This is a genomic window from Mycobacterium nebraskense (genome assembly GCF_002102255.1).
Lineage (GTDB): Bacteria > Actinomycetota > Actinomycetes > Mycobacteriales > Mycobacteriaceae > Mycobacterium > Mycobacterium nebraskense.
In genome coordinates, this window is record NZ_LQPH01000115.1 from 1 (window position 1) to 18314 (window position 18314).

General features: G+C 62.5%; 16 protein-coding genes and 1 pseudogene. 8 read left to right on the forward strand and 9 right to left on the reverse strand.

All coding sequences use genetic code 11. The features are described from left to right. Positions 1–50: 50 nt before the first annotated feature. The 3 genes from AWC17_RS33835 to AWC17_RS13645 form a co-directional block, all read right to left on the reverse strand. The gene (locus AWC17_RS33835) at positions 51–185 is read right to left on the reverse strand and encodes a hypothetical protein (protein WP_264055742.1); all 135 of its coding nucleotides are present in this window, start codon (positions 183–185) and stop codon (positions 51–53) included. Positions 186–378: 193 nt separating this feature from the next. Beyond that, the gene (locus AWC17_RS13640) at positions 379–957 is read right to left on the reverse strand and encodes a TetR/AcrR family transcriptional regulator (RefSeq protein WP_052742758.1); all 579 of its coding nucleotides are present in this window, start codon (positions 955–957) and stop codon (positions 379–381) included. Between the two features lie 140 nt (positions 958–1097). After that, positions 1098–2018: a dihydrodipicolinate reductase gene (locus AWC17_RS13645; protein ID WP_046183518.1), complete on the reverse strand. Its 921-nt coding sequence runs from the start codon at positions 2016–2018 to the stop codon at positions 1098–1100. Between the two features lie 352 nt (positions 2019–2370). Here AWC17_RS13645 and AWC17_RS33495 point away from each other — a divergent pair. After that, positions 2371–2535 (forward strand): annotated as a pseudogene (locus AWC17_RS33495) (SDR family NAD(P)-dependent oxidoreductase); the annotation flags it as partial. Between the two features lie 155 nt (positions 2536–2690). Here AWC17_RS33495 and AWC17_RS13655 read toward each other — a convergent pair. Continuing rightward, the gene (locus tag AWC17_RS13655) at positions 2691–3368 is read right to left on the reverse strand and encodes a TetR/AcrR family transcriptional regulator (protein ID WP_046183502.1); all 678 of its coding nucleotides are present in this window, start codon (positions 3366–3368) and stop codon (positions 2691–2693) included. Between the two features lie 155 nt (positions 3369–3523). Here AWC17_RS13655 and AWC17_RS13660 point away from each other — a divergent pair, with 155 nt between their 5' ends. Further along, complete coding sequence (locus AWC17_RS13660) at positions 3524–4645, forward strand: NDMA-dependent alcohol dehydrogenase (RefSeq protein WP_046183503.1); 1122 nt, start codon at positions 3524–3526, stop codon at positions 4643–4645. Between the two features lie 17 nt (positions 4646–4662). Here the strand turns inward: AWC17_RS13660 and AWC17_RS13665 are convergent, their stop codons facing one another. Beyond that, positions 4663–5886: a cytochrome P450 gene (locus AWC17_RS13665; protein ID WP_046183504.1), complete on the reverse strand. Its 1224-nt coding sequence runs from the start codon at positions 5884–5886 to the stop codon at positions 4663–4665. Positions 5887–6199: 313 nt separating this feature from the next. On the opposite strand from AWC17_RS13665, the gene AWC17_RS13670 reads away from it, so the two are divergent. Genes AWC17_RS13670 through AWC17_RS13690 form a run of 5 tightly spaced genes read left to right on the forward strand, consistent with a single transcriptional unit; the run spans position 6200 to position 12789 of the window. After that, positions 6200–7402, forward strand: a complete 1203-nt coding sequence (locus AWC17_RS13670; RefSeq protein ID WP_046183505.1) for an amidohydrolase family protein — start codon at positions 6200–6202, stop codon at positions 7400–7402. Positions 7403–7439: 37 nt separating this feature from the next. Beyond that, positions 7440–8972 carry an aldehyde dehydrogenase family protein gene (locus tag AWC17_RS13675; protein ID WP_046183506.1) on the forward strand — a complete coding sequence of 511 codons (1533 nt, stop codon included), beginning with the start codon at positions 7440–7442 and terminating at the stop codon, positions 8970–8972. 45 nt (positions 8973–9017) lie between these two features. Next, positions 9018–10184 carry a CaiB/BaiF CoA transferase family protein gene (locus AWC17_RS13680; protein WP_046183507.1) on the forward strand — a complete coding sequence of 389 codons (1167 nt, stop codon included), beginning with the start codon at positions 9018–9020 and terminating at the stop codon, positions 10182–10184. Beyond that, positions 10185–12548, forward strand: coding sequence for a CaiB/BaiF CoA transferase family protein (locus tag AWC17_RS13685; RefSeq protein WP_085164786.1), 2364 nt, complete (start codon positions 10185–10187; stop codon positions 12546–12548). Between the two features lie 49 nt (positions 12549–12597). Next, a complete protein-coding gene (locus tag AWC17_RS13690; protein ID WP_046183509.1) occupies positions 12598–12789 on the forward strand; it encodes a ferredoxin in 192 nt (63 codons plus the stop codon). A 376-nt stretch (positions 12790–13165) separates the two neighbouring features. Here the strand turns inward: AWC17_RS13690 and AWC17_RS13695 are convergent, their stop codons facing one another. Next, a complete protein-coding gene (locus AWC17_RS13695) occupies positions 13166–14059 on the reverse strand; it encodes a universal stress protein (RefSeq protein ID WP_046183510.1) in 894 nt (297 codons plus the stop codon). Between the two features lie 283 nt (positions 14060–14342). Continuing rightward, entirely contained in the window at positions 14343–14921 is a 579-nt protein-coding gene (locus AWC17_RS13700) for an N-acetylmuramoyl-L-alanine amidase (protein WP_308292914.1), read from the reverse strand. Between the two features lie 341 nt (positions 14922–15262). On the opposite strand from AWC17_RS13700, the gene AWC17_RS13705 reads away from it, so the two are divergent. Continuing rightward, complete coding sequence (locus AWC17_RS13705) at positions 15263–16801, forward strand: serine hydrolase domain-containing protein (protein ID WP_231588544.1); 1539 nt, start codon at positions 15263–15265, stop codon at positions 16799–16801. Here AWC17_RS13705 and AWC17_RS13710 read toward each other — a convergent pair. Further along, positions 16798–17481, reverse strand: a complete 684-nt coding sequence (locus tag AWC17_RS13710) for a M15 family metallopeptidase (RefSeq protein ID WP_082122975.1) — start codon at positions 17479–17481, stop codon at positions 16798–16800. The two genes, AWC17_RS13705 and AWC17_RS13710, sit on opposite strands and share 4 nt — an antisense overlap. A 281-nt stretch (positions 17482–17762) precedes the next feature. Next, on the reverse strand, positions 17763–17957 hold the full coding sequence (locus AWC17_RS33095) for a hypothetical protein (RefSeq protein ID WP_046183513.1): 195 nt from the start codon (positions 17955–17957) through the stop codon (positions 17763–17765). Positions 17958–18314 lie beyond the last annotated feature (357 nt).

The window sequence follows — 18314 nt, forward strand, 5'->3', positions numbered from 1 at the left end:
CGACTCCATTCTGGAGAAAGTCCGGCGCGGACGCGTCGCCCTACAAACCATCAGCTAATGACGGGACACACCACTAGCTTGTCAATCTCCTCGATGATGGTGCTGATGAAATCGACCCTGGGTTTGAACCCGACCGCGATCAACTGCGTCGGCCCAATCGTGCTGACGTCTGTTCCGGCGTCCACCGCGTCCTCGTTTCCCTGCTGAGCGGTCGCGTTGGCATAACCATCGCTAAGCCGCAATCGTCCAACAGCGGTGGACCGAACGATAAGAGCTGTTGCCTCGCTACCCTTGTGGAACAGGGGACCGGTCGTGAGGTAGGTGCAAATTGGGGGCGGCGCGGCGCGCGTTCGCGACCTAGAGGTTCAGCGCAGCGGCTTAATCGGTGATCCGACGCGAGACGTCGGCGAGCACGGACGTCAAGAGGAGCTCGAACGCTCGATTGTCTTGTAACAGTGCGGCATCGGCGAACGCGCCGTCATCGGCGAATTCCACCTCGCGGGCTGCGCTGTGCTTGTGCGCCAACCGCTTGAGAAGTACCGAACCCCGGACGAGCTCCGAGACCGCCGCGTACGTTTCCTGAGCCGTCTGCTCATCGAGGCCGCCTTCGATCATGCTGGCGATCGCCTTCTCCGTCTCCTGTGCGCCGAGCCGTCGTGCCATCGGGCTCAGTGCACCTCGAATGAGTATCAGATCCGTCAACACCGGATCACCGAGGAACGTCTGCCGCACTCCGCGGGCATGCGCCATCAACGACTCGCGCCAATCGTCCGATTCCACGAAGGCCGGCATCCCGCTGCGACGCAACGCGCGATCGGTCATGGCGTCGAGAAGCTCTGACTTGTTGCGCACGTGCCAATAGACGCTGGTTACGCCCACTCCCAGCGATTTGGCGACCAATGGAATGCTGAGCTCATCGATCGATGAGTCTGCTGCTACCGCGAAGGCGGTTTCCACGATCGCGTCCGCGGTCAGCGAGCCTCGCGCTCGTCGGCGCGATTGTCGCCGCGGCGTTGGACCTTGCACCCTCACCTTCTTACTCCCGCCAAATGGCGCGAACGCCTCGGACCCAGTCAACGGTTTCCGGATTTGTCCTGTCAGCGGCGACGGGCTTGCCGGGTGACGATCGAGGGACCGGCCAGTGGCGCGGGCAGGAGTCCGGGTCGGGCGTCGATCACAGCCGGTATCGCGTTGATCGCCGCCATGGCCGTCGCAGCGACACCGGGATTGGTGGCGTCGTTGGGCGACGGATCGAGGTGCAGATCGAGGGTCATGTTGGGCGACCCCTCGATGCGGAACACCATTCCGCCCTTGCCGGGTTGCGTTGGGCGCGGCCAGGTGTCGGGCCACGGCGTGGAGGTCACTGTCGCGAAGTACTGCACCGACACGACCGGTCGCTCGTCGTGGATCGCGGCGAGTTGCCAGCGGTGAGCGCAGATCGTGTCCTTCGGGATCACGCCGAGTGCGGTGTCGAGGTCGTCAGGGGCGAGGATCGTCTCCCAATCCAGTGCCACTCTGTCGACCTCGACGGACAGCGTGTCTGCGATGTAGCGCACGACGGGTTCCCAGTCGTTGTTCACTTTGCCCACCGCAATGCGGATGGGAACGTGGCCGTGAGGCTTTCCGAAACCCATCGACTCGTGGAGGACTTCCCAGATCGGATAGGACAAATCGAGGTCGAGGGCGTACTCGTCCATGCGGTAGGAATCGATAACACCCGCACCGGTCAGCAAGGCGGTCGGCAGGTTCAGGCTCACGAAACCGGGTTCGCATCCGGTGGCATAAAAGGTTGCGTTGCCATTTTGAGCAGCCTTTTCGATCGGATCGCGCCATTTCGCCGGGGCCGCTTTCGGATAGACCATCGGGATCGCTGAGATGGTGACGACGTTGATGCCGGCTTCCAGGTAGCCGACGATGTCGGCGATCACCTCGTCTTCACGTCGGACGGCGGTCGCGCAGTAGGCGATGCAATCCGGCTTGGCGTCCAGGACTGCCGCCACATCGTCCGTCGCTGCGATGCCCACATCGGGGCGGCCGCACAACCGACCGGCATCGGTGCCCATCTTCGTTGGAGACGACACTTTGACCCCGATCAGGTCCAGCGCGGGGTCGTCGATGATCGCGCGGAGGGCCACGCTTCCCGTCGTGCCGGTGCCGACGTGAACCACGCGACGCTTCGCGGTCGTAGTGCCAGGAGATGAAGTCACAGGCGTTGCCTCTCAGGCGATAGCGGGTGTCGGGCGGGCTCGTCGCGAGCCGATTGGAGCGGTTGCCAATCCATCGGGCCCTGACTTACTGTAGGTACAACTAGTAAGGATTACCAGTTTGCTGGTTCAGTTCAGCGGGCGCCGATCGAGGGCTGCGACGCAGGTGCCGAAGCGGACCATCGTCATCACCGGCCCGAGTGACGGCATCGGAGCAGCAGCGGCACGCCGGTTGGCTGCCGCCGGTGACAACGTCGTCGTAGTAGGCCGCTCCGCGTCCAATACGACAGCGATCGCCGAGGAGCTCGCAGCCGACTATCTCTGTGCGGACGTGGGCAATGCGATCGTCGGCATCAAGTACCGGTGCCGAAATCGTCGCGAAATCCAAAGTGGACCCGCGTCTACCGCAAGCATCGTTCGATATCGAGCGGCGATGAGGCTGTCGCACCTAGCGACGACGCGCGGTCGCGGGGTAGTAGTAGCGCCTCACGCACCCGATCGTGATCGTGACCGACGCGGCCCAGGCCGTTTGGTGATCTTGCTAGGAGAGGACGGCCGGACTCCCTCGGCGAAGATTCGAGCCCCGAGTTCTATTTGAGCGCGAATCTCGGGCTCGGTGGTACCGAACCAGCGCGGACCGACGGTCGTGGTGAAGATCGTGAAATTAGCGAGCAACTCCGCCAGAGTAACGGGGTCAACGTTGGGAGTGATTTGGCCGAGATCTCGGTAATGGGCGACGCCCTTGGCGATCACCGACACACGGTGCTCGTGATTGGGACGCACGACTCGCATGGAGAACGAGGGGTCAGATAACGCGCGTCCCGCTATGTCCCAGCCCGGCACCGTGCCGTGGCCCTGGTGAAGTCGCGTCTCGAAAAGCTGCTCGACAAACTCGACGAATTGGTTAGGCAAAGCCTCCATGACTTTGTCTTCTGCTTCGGTAACTCCCTCAGCGATCTGACGCGATACGACCTGTTCGAAGATGCCCTGCTTATCGCCGAAATAGTGGAAGAGCATGGACTCCGAGCAGCCGGCGCGTCGAGCGATCTCCTTCGTCACCGCCGCCTCAAAGCCCTGTTCAGCGAATACCTCAGCCGCCGCCTCCACTAGAGCGCGCTGCTTCCCGTCCTTATCCCGGACACGCTTCGCGCCGTTGGTGGCCATTGGGACACAGTAACGCGACGGTGCACTCCGTGAACCGACTGCGAGTGGTGTTCGACCAGCCTGGATTGCTCTCCTTCAGATCGCTGGCTCGCACCCCGACCTACTATCAAGTAACGCTTGACAACACGATCGCAACGCCGTTAAATGCGTCGACAATGAAGATGAACGCGGCGGTTTTGTGGGACGTCCACCAGACATGGAGCGTCGAAGAGATTGAGCTTGACGGCCCCAAAGAAGGCGAGGTGCTTGTCTCTTTCGAGGCGACCGGCCTATGCCACTCCGATCACCATGTTCGCGAGGGTGACCTTCCCCTGACACTCCCGCTGGTGGGCGGGCACGAGGGTGCCGGCATCGTCCAAGAGGTTGGACCGGGTGTGCGGAACCTGAAGGTCGGCGATCACGTGGTGGGCTTGTTCCTGCCGGCGTGCGGGCGATGCCGTTGGTGTTCGAGCGGCCACCAGAATCTGTGTGATCTCGGCGCCCAGATGGCGACCGGCGAGCAACTGGACGGGGGCTTCCGCCGTCACGCCAAGGGCCGCGACATCGGCGCGCTGGCCTGGCTCGGCGCATTTGCGCAATACGGCACCGTGCCGGAGGCATCGGTGGTCAAGATCGACGAGGACCTCCCGCTGAGCCGGGCTTGTCTTGTCGGCTGCGGCGTGACCACTGGCTGGGGCTCGGCGGTTAACACCGCGGGAGTCATACCGGGCGACACTGTCGTGGTGATTGGGTGCGGCGGTATTGGCAGTGGCGCGATCCAGGGCGCGCGGCTGGCCGGGGCCGAGAAGATCATCGCCGTCGATATCGTAGAAGGCAAGCGGAACATGGTGTCTCAGTTCGGAGCCACCCACTTCGCGACGTCGATGGAGGAGGCGACGGCCTTGGTGGCGGATCTGACCCGCGGCGTGATGGCCGACTCCGCGATTGTGACGGTCGGACTGGTGGAAGCCCCGATGATCGTCGACGCACTCAACATCGTCAGCAAGAACGGCGCCGTCGTGGTCACCGCGCTGGGATCGATGCTCGACATGACGACGACCCTGCCGATGTCGATGGTCGCGATGGTCACGCTGTTTCAAAAGCGACTGCTGGGAAGCCTTTACGGGGAGGCTAACCCGCGCTCCGACATTCCGCGACTGCTCAGCCTCTATCGCGAGGGCAAGCTCCTACTGGATGAAACAGTCACCACCGAATACAAGCTGGCCGACATCAACGACGCATACGACGACATGCTCGCCGGCCGAAACATTCGCGGCGTGATCATTCACGAACACTGACCGTCGAACTGAACGCGTCAGCCCAGTGTCACTCGCGGTCCGGGTGTGAACACCACCGGAATCTTGCGGAACCCTCGGGTCACGGAGTTACCGTGAAAGACCGACTCAGCATCGGTCGCTACGGTGTAGTCGGGCATCCGGGCCAACACCTGCTCGACGCCGATGCGAAACTCCAGCCGCGCAAGGTTAGAGCCCAGGCAACGGTGAACACCGGCGCCAAATCCGAGATGGCGGTTGGTTTCTCGGTCGAGGAGGCATCGGTGCGCATCGGGAAACTCGCGGTCGTCGCGATTGGCGGATGCGTAGTTGACGATGACCGATTGCCCTGGGCATAGGTTCTGCCCACCGATCTGGACCTCCTTGGTAACCGTTCGCGGGATGCCGTGAATCGAGCCGGCGAAGCGGATCAGTTCCTCGACCGCAGTCGGCATGAGCTCGGGTTCATGGATCAGCCGATCCCGTTCATCGGGACGGGTGCCCAGGTAGTGGAAAGCGCACGACATCGCGCTAGCCGTCGTCTCCAAGCCCGCTTGCACCAATAGCATTGCGTTCGATACGACGTCATCGAATTTCAGTCTGACACCGTCGATCTCCGCCGATAGCAGGACGTCAATCATGTCGTCTTGAGGTTCGCCTTGCATCCGTGTTGTGACGGCATTGGTGATGTGCTGGTAGAGGCCGCCCCAAGCCGTTAGGCGGATCTCTTCGGTTTCCCCGTTCAGCGCTGTATCCGTGAGTTCGATGCACAGCGGAACGTCGCCGACCGGCATGCCGAGCAGATACTTGAAGAACACGATCCCAGGTTGCTGCCAGGCGACCACCGCCAAATCGCCGCGACCGTCCTCGATGAACTCATTGATCAATGCATCGGTTTCGGCGCGGATCTGCGGTTGCAGCTGCTTCATGCGGCCTGGGGAGAAGTAAGGATTGAGCACTTTGCGGAGCGCCTGCTGGCGTGGTGGGTCCAAGAGGATGACGACGTCACCCGATAGCTGCATAACGTCGCCGGGCGGGGGCGTGCTCGAAAAGGTCTCCCAGTCCCTGAGGATTTCGTAGCACTCGTCGTATGTCATCGCCAACCAGGCACCGTCTTCCCGCGTGCTCAGAAACGGGAAGTCGGTATGCGCGATCGCTGCCTTGTCGCGCATGTGCGAATACAGCTCGTACAAGAAGTCCGGATCCTTGAAATCCTCGTGGCGAAGATCGAAGTTCTCGGCATGGTCCTCGAGCGACTTGGGCACTGGGGCGTAATCCTTCTCTTGTTGCGACCACGACGTCGGTGTCGCGGCTTCGCTACGCGGTCCTCCTGCAGCGGTCGGCCTCGGGCCGACTCGTACGTCCGAAAGCCGTGTTTTCGCACGATAGATGCCCAAAAACCGGTCGTCAAGTGTCACTCGATAATCGCCGGCAGCACTTATCGAGTGTTACTTGACAAGTTCAATTCACGCTCATAGTGTCCGAAGAGGTTGGGAGTCGTCGGCGATCAAGCGCGCTCCGCCCGACCAGCCCGACGCGCATCCGGCGGACGACCACACAACGGCCTAGGGAGTATCGGTGGAACAAGATCTGCAGTGGCTCATCTCCGTTGACGATCACATCATCGAGCCGCCGAACGTGTGGGTCGACCGCGCATCCGCCGCTGACCGCGACCGCGTGCCGCACGTCGAACGCATCGACGGTGTGGACACGTGGGTCTACGAGAAGCACCGCGCCACTGTCATGGGCATCTTGGTGGCCGCCCATCAGCAGCCCGACGATTACTCCCCGCTTCCCGTCAACTACGACGAACTGCCGAAGGTTTACTACGACCCGACGGCCCGAATCCCAGACATGGACGAGGATCACGTCATCGCGGGGTTGAACTTCCCGTTCTTTCCACGCTTTTGCGGACAGGTATTTTCGCAAGTTCAGGACCGGGAACTCGGTCTGAAGTGCCTCACCGCATACAACGACTACATCATCGACGAGTGGTGTGGGGCGGCGCCGGGCCGCTACATTCCGATGATCATCGTTCCGCTGTGGGACACCGCACTGGCCGTCGCCGAAGTGCACCGGTGCGCGGACAAGGGCGCGAAGGCGATCGCGTTCTCGGAGAATGTGCACGCTCTCGGCTTTCCCTCGATCCACTCGGGGGAGTGGGATGGGTTCTTCGCGGCCGCGAACGAAACAAAGATGCCGCTCTGCACGCATATCGGGTCGTCGTCGGTCAGCCCGAACACGTCACCGGACGCGCCATTCGGTGTGCAGTCGGTCAACATTGGTCTCAACCTGGCCCACTCGACGACGGACTGGCTGTTCTCGGGCAAGCTGCAGAAGTTCCCCGACCTCAAGATCGTTCTCGCCGAGGGCGGCATCGGGTGGATCCCGTATCTGCTAGAGCGGGCTGAGCACGTCGCCGCCGAATATCGCTACCTACGAGCCAACAACTGGACGGTCGACCCGGCAACCATGCGAATGAGCGCGATCGCCACGGACCCCGCCATCTTCCCGGAGTCGCCTCGGCAGTTGTTCCGCGATCACATCTACGGCTGCTTCATCGAGGACGAATTCGGCGCTGCCAACCTCGATTACATCGGTGTCGAGAACGTGATGATCGAAACCGACTACCCGCACACCGACAGCCTGTGGCCGCGTTCGCTGGAGGCCGCGCTCAAGAGCCTCGAGGGCAGATCGGACGCGGATAAGTACAAGGTGCTGCAAGGCAATGCCCGGCGTGTCTTCAACTTCGAGCCTGCTCCGTACCCGGTGGCAAAGTAGCGATAGACGGGCTCGGCCCCGACACGAAGGGGACAGTGTGGCGATCCGCCAGTACGAAAACTTCATCGACGGTCGATGGACCAGCGACAACGCCGGCGGACTAATCGAGGTGGTCGACCCGGCCACCGAAGAAGTAGTCGGTCGCGTTCTCGACGGCAGTGCCAAACAAGCCGTCATGGCCATCGAAGCCGCGCGCCGGGCCTTCGACGAAGGTCCTTGGCCGTGGATGTCAGTGCGCGACCGCGCGAGAATACTGAAGCGCTTCAGCGAGATCATGGAGTCGCGGCGCGACGAACTTCGCGAACTCATCGTTTCCGAGATCGGCTCAGTGGGCTTCCTTACCGACTTTCTACAGGTGGGCGGAGCGATCGAAGCATCCCACTATTACAGCGATTTCGTCGAGCACGACGTCACCTGGGTGGAAACTCCGGGAGGACCGACGGTGTCACCGACCGGGCTCGGCGGGACTGTCGTCGTTCGTGAACCCGTCGGGGTGGTCGGCGTGATCACACCGTTCAACTTCCCCTTCTCGATCAACCTGCAAAAGTGCTTGCCAGCGCTGGCGGTCGGTTGCACCGTCGTGTTGAAACCACATCCGTGGACGCCGATGAATGCACTGGAACTCGCCCGCATAGGCGAGGAAGCCGGCATACCGGCGGGTGTCTTCAACGTCGTGGTGGGTGGCGGTGATGTGGGGGAGGAGTTGTCAACGAATCCCCTCGTGGACATGATCGCTTTCACCGGATCAACGGAAACTGGAAAGCGCATCCGGGAGGTTTCGGCACGGACGATGAAGCGGGCCCAGCTGGAATTGGGCGGGAAGAGTGCTCACATCGTTCTTGACGACGTCACCGAATCCGAGGCCGCCGGTATCGGTTTCGGACAAGTGCTCATGCATTCGGGGCAGGCGTGTGTTGCGGCGTCGCGCCTGTTGCTACCGGAGCACTTGCTCGATTCCTACATCGACGGCGTGAAGGCCATGGCGCCGAACCTCACTATCGGTGATCCCCGCGACCCGGCCACGGTGGTGGGTCCGCTGATCCGTGAACAGCAGCGGCAGCGAGTCGAGAGCTACGTGCAATCGGCGCTCGACGAAGGAGCCACGCTGGTGGTTGGAGGCAAGCGGCCCGAACATCTGAGCAGAGGGTTCTTCTACGAGCCGACGGCGTTCGTCAACTGTCACAACGACATGCGGATCTGCCGGGAAGAAGTGTTCGGCCCAGTTCTGACAGTGCAGACTTACCAGAGTCAAGACGAGGCGGTACAGATCGCCAACGATTCCGACTACGGACTCGCAGGGCTCGTCATGACACACAACGCCGCACGCGGCTTTAACGTGGCGCGCCAAATCCGTACCGGCACGATCATCGTCCAGTGCTGCGGCGGTGGGCCGGCAGATCCCGGTCCTAATCCGGGCAACGGCGAGGGTCCAGGCTGGTCGGTGCCCGCGCGTGGAATGTTCAACGGCGGAGGCCCTTTCGGTGGTTTCAAGCACAGCGGTCTTGGGCGCGAGCAGGGCCGCTGGGGATTCGAGGAGTTCACCGAGATCAAGTCGATCTCGTGGATGTGAGGCTTCGGTTCACGCGGGCATCGGAATTCTGAAAGGTTAACTGCCGTGCTTAACGATGTTCGAGTGCTCGAGCTGTCCCTCTTCTCGCCTGACGCGCTCGGTGGACACCTCGCCGATCTGGGCGCCGAGGTGATAAAGATCGAACAGCCGGGGGGCGGCGGATTCCGCGGCGAACTCTTTCCGCCAGACAACGTGCAAAACCTCCAATGGAACCGCGGTAAGAAGAGCGTCACGCTCAATTTGAAATCGGAGAAGGGGATGGCGATTTTTCGTCGCCTCGCCGCGGAAGCCACAGTGGTGATCGACGGCTTGCGGGCGGGTGCCGCCGAGCGACTCGGCCTCGGCTATGACGACCTCGTCGAACTCAACCCGACAATTGTCTATTGCAGCCTCAACGGGATGGGTAGCTACGGCCCATACGCCAAGCTTCCAACACATGGGCTGTCCTTCGACTGCTTCGCCGGCCTGAACCCGCCGCTGATCGAGGCCGATGGCACACCGCGCCTGTCGGCCGGTGCCACCGGCACGACGGGTGTGTTGGCCGGTCCGCTCTACGCCGCGATGGCGGTTCTCGCTGCACTGCACAGCGCCCGCCGCGACGGGCGAGCGCAATACGTCGAGGTCTCCCAAGTCGACGCCGCGATCGCGTGGAACTTCCAAAGACTCACGGCGCACGCGAACGGTCTTTTCGGCTACTCAGACGGTGTGCACGCGTCGCTGCGGTATCAGTACTACGAAACCGGCGACGGTAACTATGTGGTGTTCAATGCGTTGGAAGACAAGTTCTGGCGCAGATTCTGCGAAGCCGTAGACCGAATGGATCTCTACGAGCTTGGCCGCGCGCGTCTGGGTGACGATCCGCACGCCGACGAACACCTGCGCAGTGAGCTCACCGCGATCTTCAAGAGCCGAAGTCGTCGTGAGTGGACTGACTTCTTCATAGCCACCGATATCGCTGGTGCTCCGGCCTTCGAGAGCAGCGACCTGCTTGACGATGAACACGTCGCGGCACGGCACATGGTGTATGAGCCGCCCGCCGCGAACCGGCCGCCTTTGCGGCTGATTGCATCGCCGATCAAGACCAAGCCCGACCATCCGTTCGCCGCGGCACTGCCGCCGACCGTCGGGGCGCACACCGACGAGGTGCTCACGACACTGGCCGGCTGCGACGAGACGGAACTCGCTGAGCTGCACCGCGACGGAGTGATCTGAATGAAGATCCTCCAGGGTGTGCGGATCGTCGAGATCGCCGACGAGATTGCCGGGCCGTACTGCGGCAAGCTGTTCGCAGACGTTGGCGCCGAAGTGATCAAGGTTGAGTCACCACGCGGCGATCGGCTTCGTCGCAGGGGGACGGGGCGGCGCGCGGACGACGACGGGGCTCTGTTCACATTTCTGAACGCCGGAAAGCGCTCGGCCGTGGGGGTTTACGGCGAACCGCACGTCGATGATTTGCTTGCCGGAGCCGACATCGTGATCGATGCCGGAGCCTGCGGCCGAATCGACCACGACGAATTACTGCGTCGATTGCCACATCTGGTGATCGCAGTGATGTCACCGTTCGGCCTGACCGGTCCGTATCGCGACAAGCCAGCAACAGAGTTCACGCTGCAGGCCGAAAGCGGAACCATGGGTCTGCGGGCCAGACCGGACCAGCCACCCCTGCAAGCTGGTGGCCGCGTCTTCGAATGGGTCCTCGGAAGCTATGCGGCGGTTGGTGCGCTGGCTGCATTCCTTCGTGCCCGTGACGGAGGCGGCGGCGAGATCATCGACTGTTCGTTGATGGAGGCATGCCACCTCAGCGCCAGCGGCTTCATCGACTTGTACTACGCGCTCGCCGGCAGTCCACCGATTTCGGCTCCACCGCGAATGACTGAACTGCCCTCAATCGAGCCGACGGCCGACGGCTGGGTTGGGTTCAATACCAACACCCGTCAGCAATTCGAATCCTTCTTGCTCATGATCGAGCGCGACGACCTCCTGGAGGAGGATGCGGCCTGGGCCCTTGCTCCGACTCGATACGAGCGAATGGAGGAATGGAACAAGATCGTGCGTGACTGGACCACCCGGCACACCACGGAAGAGATCGTCGAACTCGCCTCGGCACTTCGGATTCCGGTCGCACAGGTCAACAACGGCCGGACCGTTCTGGACCACCCACACTTCGCCGCGCGCGGCGTCTGGAGCGTCAGCGCTGACGGCTCATTCACCTATCCGCTTCCGCCCTACCGAATCGCCGGGATGAGGCCGGGCAGCAGGTCCAAGCCTGCGCCGCGACTCGGAGAGCTCGATGCTTCTGAACTTCCCGCGAAGCCGAGGAAAACGGAGGTAACTCAGTCAACTGTGAGCCTCCCTTTGGCGGGCATCAGGGTCATCGACGCGACCGCTTGGTGGGCTGGGCCCTCGTCCAGCCACATCCTCGCCGCGCTGGGCGCCGACGTGATTCACCTCGAGTCAATTCAGCATCCGGACGGCGCGCGGATGACAGCCGCAGCATTCATCGACCAGCCCAACTGGTGGGAGCGCTCGGCCATGTTTCTGGCCACCAACACCAACAAGAAGGGTTTGACCCTCGACCTTTCAAGTGAAAAGGGCCGAGAGTTGTTCTTCCGGCTTGTCGAGCAAGTCGATCTGGTGGTGGAGAATTTTTCACCGCGCGTCTTCGAGAATTTCGGTATCACCTGGGAAGCACTGAGTGCTGTCAACCCGCGGCTGATCATGACCCGTATGCCCGCCTTCGGTCTGGACGGACCGTGGCGGAACAACGTCGGTTTCGCGCAAACCATGGAACAGATGACCGGCATGGCTTGGGTGACCGGCCACGAATATGACCAACCCCGGATCCCGCGTGGCCCATGTGACCCGTTGGCAGGTATGCATTCCGCTTTTGCGATGCTTCTCGGCCTGCGCCAGCGCGAGCAGACCGGTCACGGCTCATTCATCGAAGTATCCATGGTGGAGGCGGCACTGAATGCTGCCGCTGAGCAAGCCATTGAGTACACCGCTTACGGCACCATACTGTCGCGGTTGGGCAACCGGAGTAGGGACGCGGCGCCGCAGGGCCTGTACCCGTGCCGCGGTCACGAACAGTGGTTGGCTGTCTCCGTCGCATCCGACGAGCAATGGGCGGCTTTGAAAATCGTGCTCGGTCGGCCAGGCTGGGCGGATGATCCCGCGCTCGATACGCACGAAGGGCGTTGGCGTGCACATGATTTGATCGATAAGCATCTGGAGCAGTGGGTATCTGGCCAAGACTGCACCGAGGTGGCGGCCACGCTGTCGGCTTCCGGAGTTCCTGCCTCACCGCTTTACGACGCGCGGCTCAGCCCTCAACACCCGCAGATGATCGCGCGCGGCTACTTCGAACACTTGGATCATTCGATCGTCGGTCAGCACCAGGTGCCGACCGTTCCATTCCGATTCCGAAGTGTCGATCGATGGTGTCGGTCCCCGGCGCCCACCGTCGGAGAGCACAACGAGACCATCTTGAAGGGACTGCTCGGACTGGAGGAAGCCGCGATCGCGGAGCTTACCGCTGAATCTGTGATCGGCACTCGACTCCAGGGCCTCGATTAGGCGCGCGGTCAAGATTCAATTGAACTTCGGCTCCAGGGGAGAGAAAACGATGCGCGTACGGATAGACCTCGATGCCTGCCAGGGTCACAGTCGCTGTGCCTTGACGTACCCCGAGATTTTCGACGTCGATGACGACGCCAAGGCATTCGTCCATGTCGAGAACATCCCGCCGGAATGGGAAGACAAAGCACTGATGGCGATTGCGAACTGCCCAGAGCGCGCCATCAGCATGGACGAATGACAACGCCCACCGTAGGGACGTCGAGTTCACAGAACAGTTGCTGCTTCGTGTCGGAGCGCAATTCCGCACTGTCAGTCGAGGCGCGCGTATTGGCGCATTTCCGCAGCCGAGGCCCTTTGGTTATTGAATCATGTTGGGGTACACCATGACTTGCTTCAAGGCGACGTGGCCGGGACGGTCGTAGAGCGTGCGACGGGCAACGATGATTGCTCACCCTGCCCGTGGCCGGAATGCATTGGCACTATCCACCCTGGATGACGGCGGTGGACGAGGGCGGTTTGCCGATAACAACCACTCGGCTCGAGCCTTGTCCCATGGGCGGCAAGATCTCATCAGCATTTGTTGGTTAGCCAACCGACAACGGCCGCCGTCAGGACTAGCGCGCCACGATCACAGGGATCTTGGCCCTGTTGACCACCGCCGCCCCTACCGAGCCCAACAACATGCCGGCAAACCCGCCGCGGCCGTGGCTTCCGACCACAATCAGTTGCGCCCGTTCGGACGCCTCGATCAGCCAACGCGCCGGATCACCAATTTCGATTCTGCGACGGGTCCCCACCTGGGGATAGCGTTCCTGCCAACCCGCCAGCCGTTCGGCAAGCGCTTCCTCCTCCTTAGATAGTCCAACGTCCCAATCAAAGTTCGGGAACACCTCTTTGAAGTCGGAAATCCGCAGATCAGTCCAGGCGTGCAGGGCTATTAAACCGACATCTCTTCGCGACGCTTCGTCGAATGCAATCGCAGTCGCTGCTTCCGATGCCGACGAGCCGTCGATGCCCACGAGCACCGGTGCCCGTGCGACATTGCCGATCAGGGGTTCCTCGTCGTGGATCACGGCGACTGGGCAATGCGCGTGGTAGACCAATCCCGAACTCACCGAGCCAAGGAAGCTGCGGACCAACACGCCGCCATGCCCCCGGTAACCGACCACGACCATCTCCACCTCTTTGGAAAGGCCGACGAGCGTCGGGACGGTGGCCGAATGAAACACCTTGCTATCGATTTGCACAGCACCGCGCTCACCACTGCTCTCTTCGGCGACCTTGATCGCCGAGTTGATGAATTCGCGTGCCCGCTCCTCCTGCCATCGCTTGAAGCCGGCCAGCGCGGTGGCCTGGAACCACCCCGGTGTGGGGGGGTCGACGACATGAACCAGAGTCAGCGGCACATTCCGCAGCGCTGCATCGCGGGCCGCCCACCGGACGGCCCCCAGCGCCGCTGCTGAGCCATCAACGCCTACCAAGAGCCCCCGACGCGGTGGTTGCAACATTTCAGCTCGTTTCTGAACGGCTATGTACCCACCGGCAGGATCACTCAGGTTGGCCCTCATTGTCAGGGCCGATCAGATGCAAGCCGAAGGACCAAGGGCACCGATTGAAGCGACTAACGCGCTCTGACCGGCGCGGCGGCGCTTGAGGCCACAGAGGGCTTGTAGTGAACGCCGCCGCGACGCAAACACCGCCGCCCGATGGGGGTACCGAATGGATTCGTGGCCTTATGCGTGCGGTTCGATTTCCGGTAGCTCTGCCGACAAACGCTTGAAAGAGCGCTGGTCAGTTGCCTGCCTCGATTGCCGCAACCCGTGCGGCCGCGTCGGATCCGCAGAAGCGCTGGAGGTCCACTCCGCCCGCGGCCAGCAGATCGTCGATGCGGCGTTTCAGGTCACCCGAGGAAAGGTGGGCATACAGGTTTCCACCAGGGCAAGACGTCTGGGCTAGGTCGCGATGGCCCGCCAATGTGGTGGTCGCTATACGAAAATTCTGGGCGGCCCATGCGAACGCGCGAGCTGCCCCCTGAAGCTGGGCCTCCGACACAGGCTCTTGATCGAAGTCTCCTTCGCAGAGGACTAGGAAATGGCCCGTTGTGTCGTAGTCCGTCGCGGTGTCGCCCGCGATTTCGGTACTCCGGAGTTCGTATACGTTGCCATTGCGGTCGACACCGACGTGATAGGCGATGTCGATCCACCCGTGCTGATCCTGGTGGTACCGCTGATCCTGTCGAAGGTGGCCTGGGGCATTGCGGTTGTCGCCAAGGACGACGGCCTCGTGGTGGAGGGTCATCCGGGTGATGGTGTGGCGCTTCCCTCCAGAGCGGGCCGGTCGCGCACCCCACGCGTCTCGGCATAGCAACAATGCCGAAGTGGTCGCGGTCAGGCTGACGCTGGTCGGCGACGTCGCGGCAGGAAGCGGAGCTGACGCTGGCGTGGCGCCGGCCTTCGTTGCCGAGACAGAATCCACTCGCGTCGTACTCGAGCAAGCGCCGATCATGGCTGCCATGCCCACGCTGCCGGCCACCCCTAACAGCTGGCGACGGCTGACAACGGCGGGCGATTCATGGGGCCGGCCGGGCGCAGGCTCGCACACCGCCCTCACGATACGGGCGTGCTCCGGGAGCGCGGGATGCGTTTCGTTGTCCTCTCTTGACGCCGTCAAGATCCGCAAACAAAATCGCAGGTAACGGGATGAGCTCCACAATGAATCGACCGGTCGCCGCAGGCTTCCACGGTGCGATGCGAACCGCCATTGCCGCCGGGACTGCCTTCCTTGCAATAGCCACGGCGTGCTCGCGGGGCGACGTCGGACGCCCAGCGTTGGGTGCAAGCACGCACGCTCCCAGGCCAGACGTCGCGACAGGCGTCAAACTGCCCGATTCGGTTCCCGCAATCGATTTCGCACCGGTCTCCAAGCTCATCAACGATGCGATTGCGGCAGACAAGCTGCCGGGCGCCGTGCTGGTAATCGGTCACGGCGGCAACGTCGCCTTCCACCAGGCCTACGGCTCACGCAAGCTTGCGGGCGAACCGGGGCTAGATGGGTCGCCCGCGCCCGCAGAGCCGATGACCGAGGACACGATCTTCGACTTGGCGTCCCTGACAAAGAGCCTCGCGACCGCGACGGCCGTCATGCAGCTTTACGAACAAGGCAAGGTGCAGTTCGACGATCCGGCGCAGCAGTACTTGTCGGACTTCAACCCGGCGAATGATCCACAGCGCGCGAAGGTGACCGTTCGCATGCTCCTTACGCACACTTCCGGCGAAACGGGGGACGTCAACCTGGGAGACCCGTGGGGACTGGACAAAGCCGACAAAGAAGAGGGCATTCATCGTGCGCTCACCACGCCGCTGGAGTCGGGTCCCGGTCGGGGTTTCCGCTACTCGGATATCAATTTCATTCTGCTCGGCGCGCTGATCGAGAAGGTCACCGGTGAGGCCCTGGACGTCTACGTTCAGCGACACGTGTTCGACCCGCTCGGCTTGCAAGACACCCACTACCTTCCGCCGGCCAAAGCGTGTGGTCCGCACACGACGATCGGGGCTGCGATCGCGTGGGCTCCCGCGCCCAACGGCCAGGGTCCGGAAGCCTGTCCTGCGGGCACATGGAGCACCGGTCTCTTATCGCGCATCGCACCAACGGCACGTGACGAAGAGGGTAGGGCCGATCCGACCAAGAATCCCGATCTTGACCACCTGCTCCGGGGTACCGTTCAGGACACGACGGCGCGACGCATGGGTGGAGTGGCCGGGCATGCCGGCTTGTTCTCGACCGCACATGATGTCGGTACCTTTGCGCAGGCCTTGCTTGACCGGCTCGCGGGCCGTCCGAGCGAATTCCCATTGTCGCAAACAACTCTCGAGTTGATGACGGCTCCGCAGCAACCGGGACATGCGCCTCAACAGCTTGAAGCGGCGAACGCCGCCGCCCGGGCGGCCGTCGCGAAGAGACCGAACACCAGAGACCCGCTGCTCGCTCCGCACTACCCGGCGATCGCGGGGCAGAACCTGCGCGGCTTCGGCTGGGATATCGATACGGGCCAGTCCACGGCGCGGGGGATGATCTTCCCCATCGGAAGCTTTGGCCACACCGGCTTCACCGGAACCTCGCTTTGGATGGATCCGGGCTCAGATACCTACGTAGTTCTGCTCTCGAACTCGATTCACACCCGAGGCAGTCCACCGATGTCGAATTTGCGAGGTGAGGTTGCAACGGCGACGGCACAGGCCCTGCGTCTTTAGGGCCACTCGAAGTGTTGATAGTCGAGGGGACCCGTCCACTCGCCACCCCACCGCCAGCCACGATCTGTAAAGACGTGCACCGCTGGGTCGCCATCGTGTAAGAGTCCAGGGTCGGTGCGGCTGCGGTCCAGATAGGCCGCCGCGTTCTGCGGTTCAAAATACCCACTGGCGTAGAGGCACGGGTTGACAAGCGGATTGAGATCGATAGCCCGACCGTAAGCATGCGGAGACCATTCGTTGGTTCCTGGGATGCGTCGGCAGTTGAACGCCGAAGTGTTGTTGTCCTCCATGGATAATTCATCATCGGCGCCCGGGTACTGGTCGACCGTGCGGATCTTCTCGACCGGGTAACTAAGCCGGTAAAGCCGCTCGAAGATCGCGATGACCTCCGGCACCAGGTCTTCATGCACGATCAGCCCACCGCGATTCATCTGGCCGTCGAAACCGATGTAGTCGACGTTGACCCGTCGCAGCCGCCCCGGCTCGACTGGGCAATCCGGCCGCCAGCTGGCGCCGAGTTGGGCGGCGGTGACCGTCTCCACGGTCCCACCGGCAGGTGCTGACGGCACACTGGTTGACGCGGCGGCCGATGGTGACGGTGTAGCAGACCGTGATGGTGTCGCCGCAGGAGGTGGGTGCGCGGCGGTGCACTGCACGAGCACGAGACACGCTGCGAGCATGCCGGCCACCGCGGCACCAGGCCGCTCGAAGCGCGTCAACTGGGGTGAGTCCTCACCGCTCGCTTCTTCCATCCCTACAAGACCGTCGCGATAAGCGGTTTCGCCAGACGGGCCCGGTGCCACGCTACCCTGCCATCGACCTGGTAGAACGTTTGGGCGTGGGATGACCTTACAACGTCGATCTTTGCCTAATGAGCTTGTGGGACAAGCAGATTGGTACGATCGAAAATCCGGCGACAACCCGACGATTCTCGCCGATTCCGGTCATTCGGGTGAAGTCTTCAGAACGGCATCGGCTGGTTGTAGATAGTCCCGGTTTGGTTTTGGACGGGATCAGTGCAGGTTATGGTGACGTTCCAGAGCGTGGCCGTCGGGAGCTCGGGCGCGAAGTTCAACTGTTGCTGGCCGCCCTGGTTCAGCTGAAATGTCTGGTTGAGCGGTGCCATTGGCGTGCCGACGCCCTGCAGCACGTCCATGGTCCCTATCGTCGGGGTGGCGTTGAAAATGCAGGAGCCGTATGTGCCAGGGCTTCCGTTGCCGCTGGTGTCTGTGACAGTTACCCGCAGACTTGGAATGTTGTTCAGCGTTGCCGGTTGGAACTGGACACTAGCGGTGTCGGCCCGGGCGATTCCTGCACCGAAGCACAAGACGGCAGACGCGGCCACGCCCAGCGCCGAGAGGACCTGTTTCTTCGTCGGGCTGCAGAGGTTCACGTTGCGCGTCCTTTCGCGTCGCGGTGCCCCCCACGGTTTGTCGCCCATAGAGTAGTCAAGGGCGACGGCCCTACCAGCGCACGCCACGCCGCACGATCGAGACCTTTTCATGGAAATTGT

Bases quoted from the DNA above. Each gene is read 5' to 3' on its own strand.
- AWC17_RS33095 (WP_046183513.1), bottom strand. From the start codon at position 17,957: ATGGACGTGCTGCAGGGCGTCGGCACGCCAATGGCACCGCTCAACCAG.
- AWC17_RS13705 (WP_231588544.1), top strand. From the start codon at position 15,263: ATGAATCGACCGGTCGCCGCAGGCTTCCACGGTGCGATGCGAACCGCC.
- AWC17_RS13690 (WP_046183509.1), top strand. From the start codon at position 12,598: ATGCGCGTACGGATAGACCTCGATGCCTGCCAGGGTCACAGTCGCTGT.
- AWC17_RS13685 (WP_085164786.1), top strand. From the start codon at position 10,185: ATGAAGATCCTCCAGGGTGTGCGGATCGTCGAGATCGCCGACGAGATT.
- AWC17_RS13710 (WP_082122975.1), bottom strand. From the start codon at position 17,481: ATGCTCGCAGCGTGTCTCGTGCTCGTGCAGTGCACCGCCGCGCACCCA.
- AWC17_RS13695 (WP_046183510.1), bottom strand. From the start codon at position 14,059: ATGTTGCAACCACCGCGTCGGGGGCTCTTGGTAGGCGTTGATGGCTCA.
- AWC17_RS13660 (WP_046183503.1), top strand. From the start codon at position 3,524: ATGAAGATGAACGCGGCGGTTTTGTGGGACGTCCACCAGACATGGAGC.
- AWC17_RS13655 (WP_046183502.1), bottom strand. From the start codon at position 3,368: ATGGCCACCAACGGCGCGAAGCGTGTCCGGGATAAGGACGGGAAGCAG.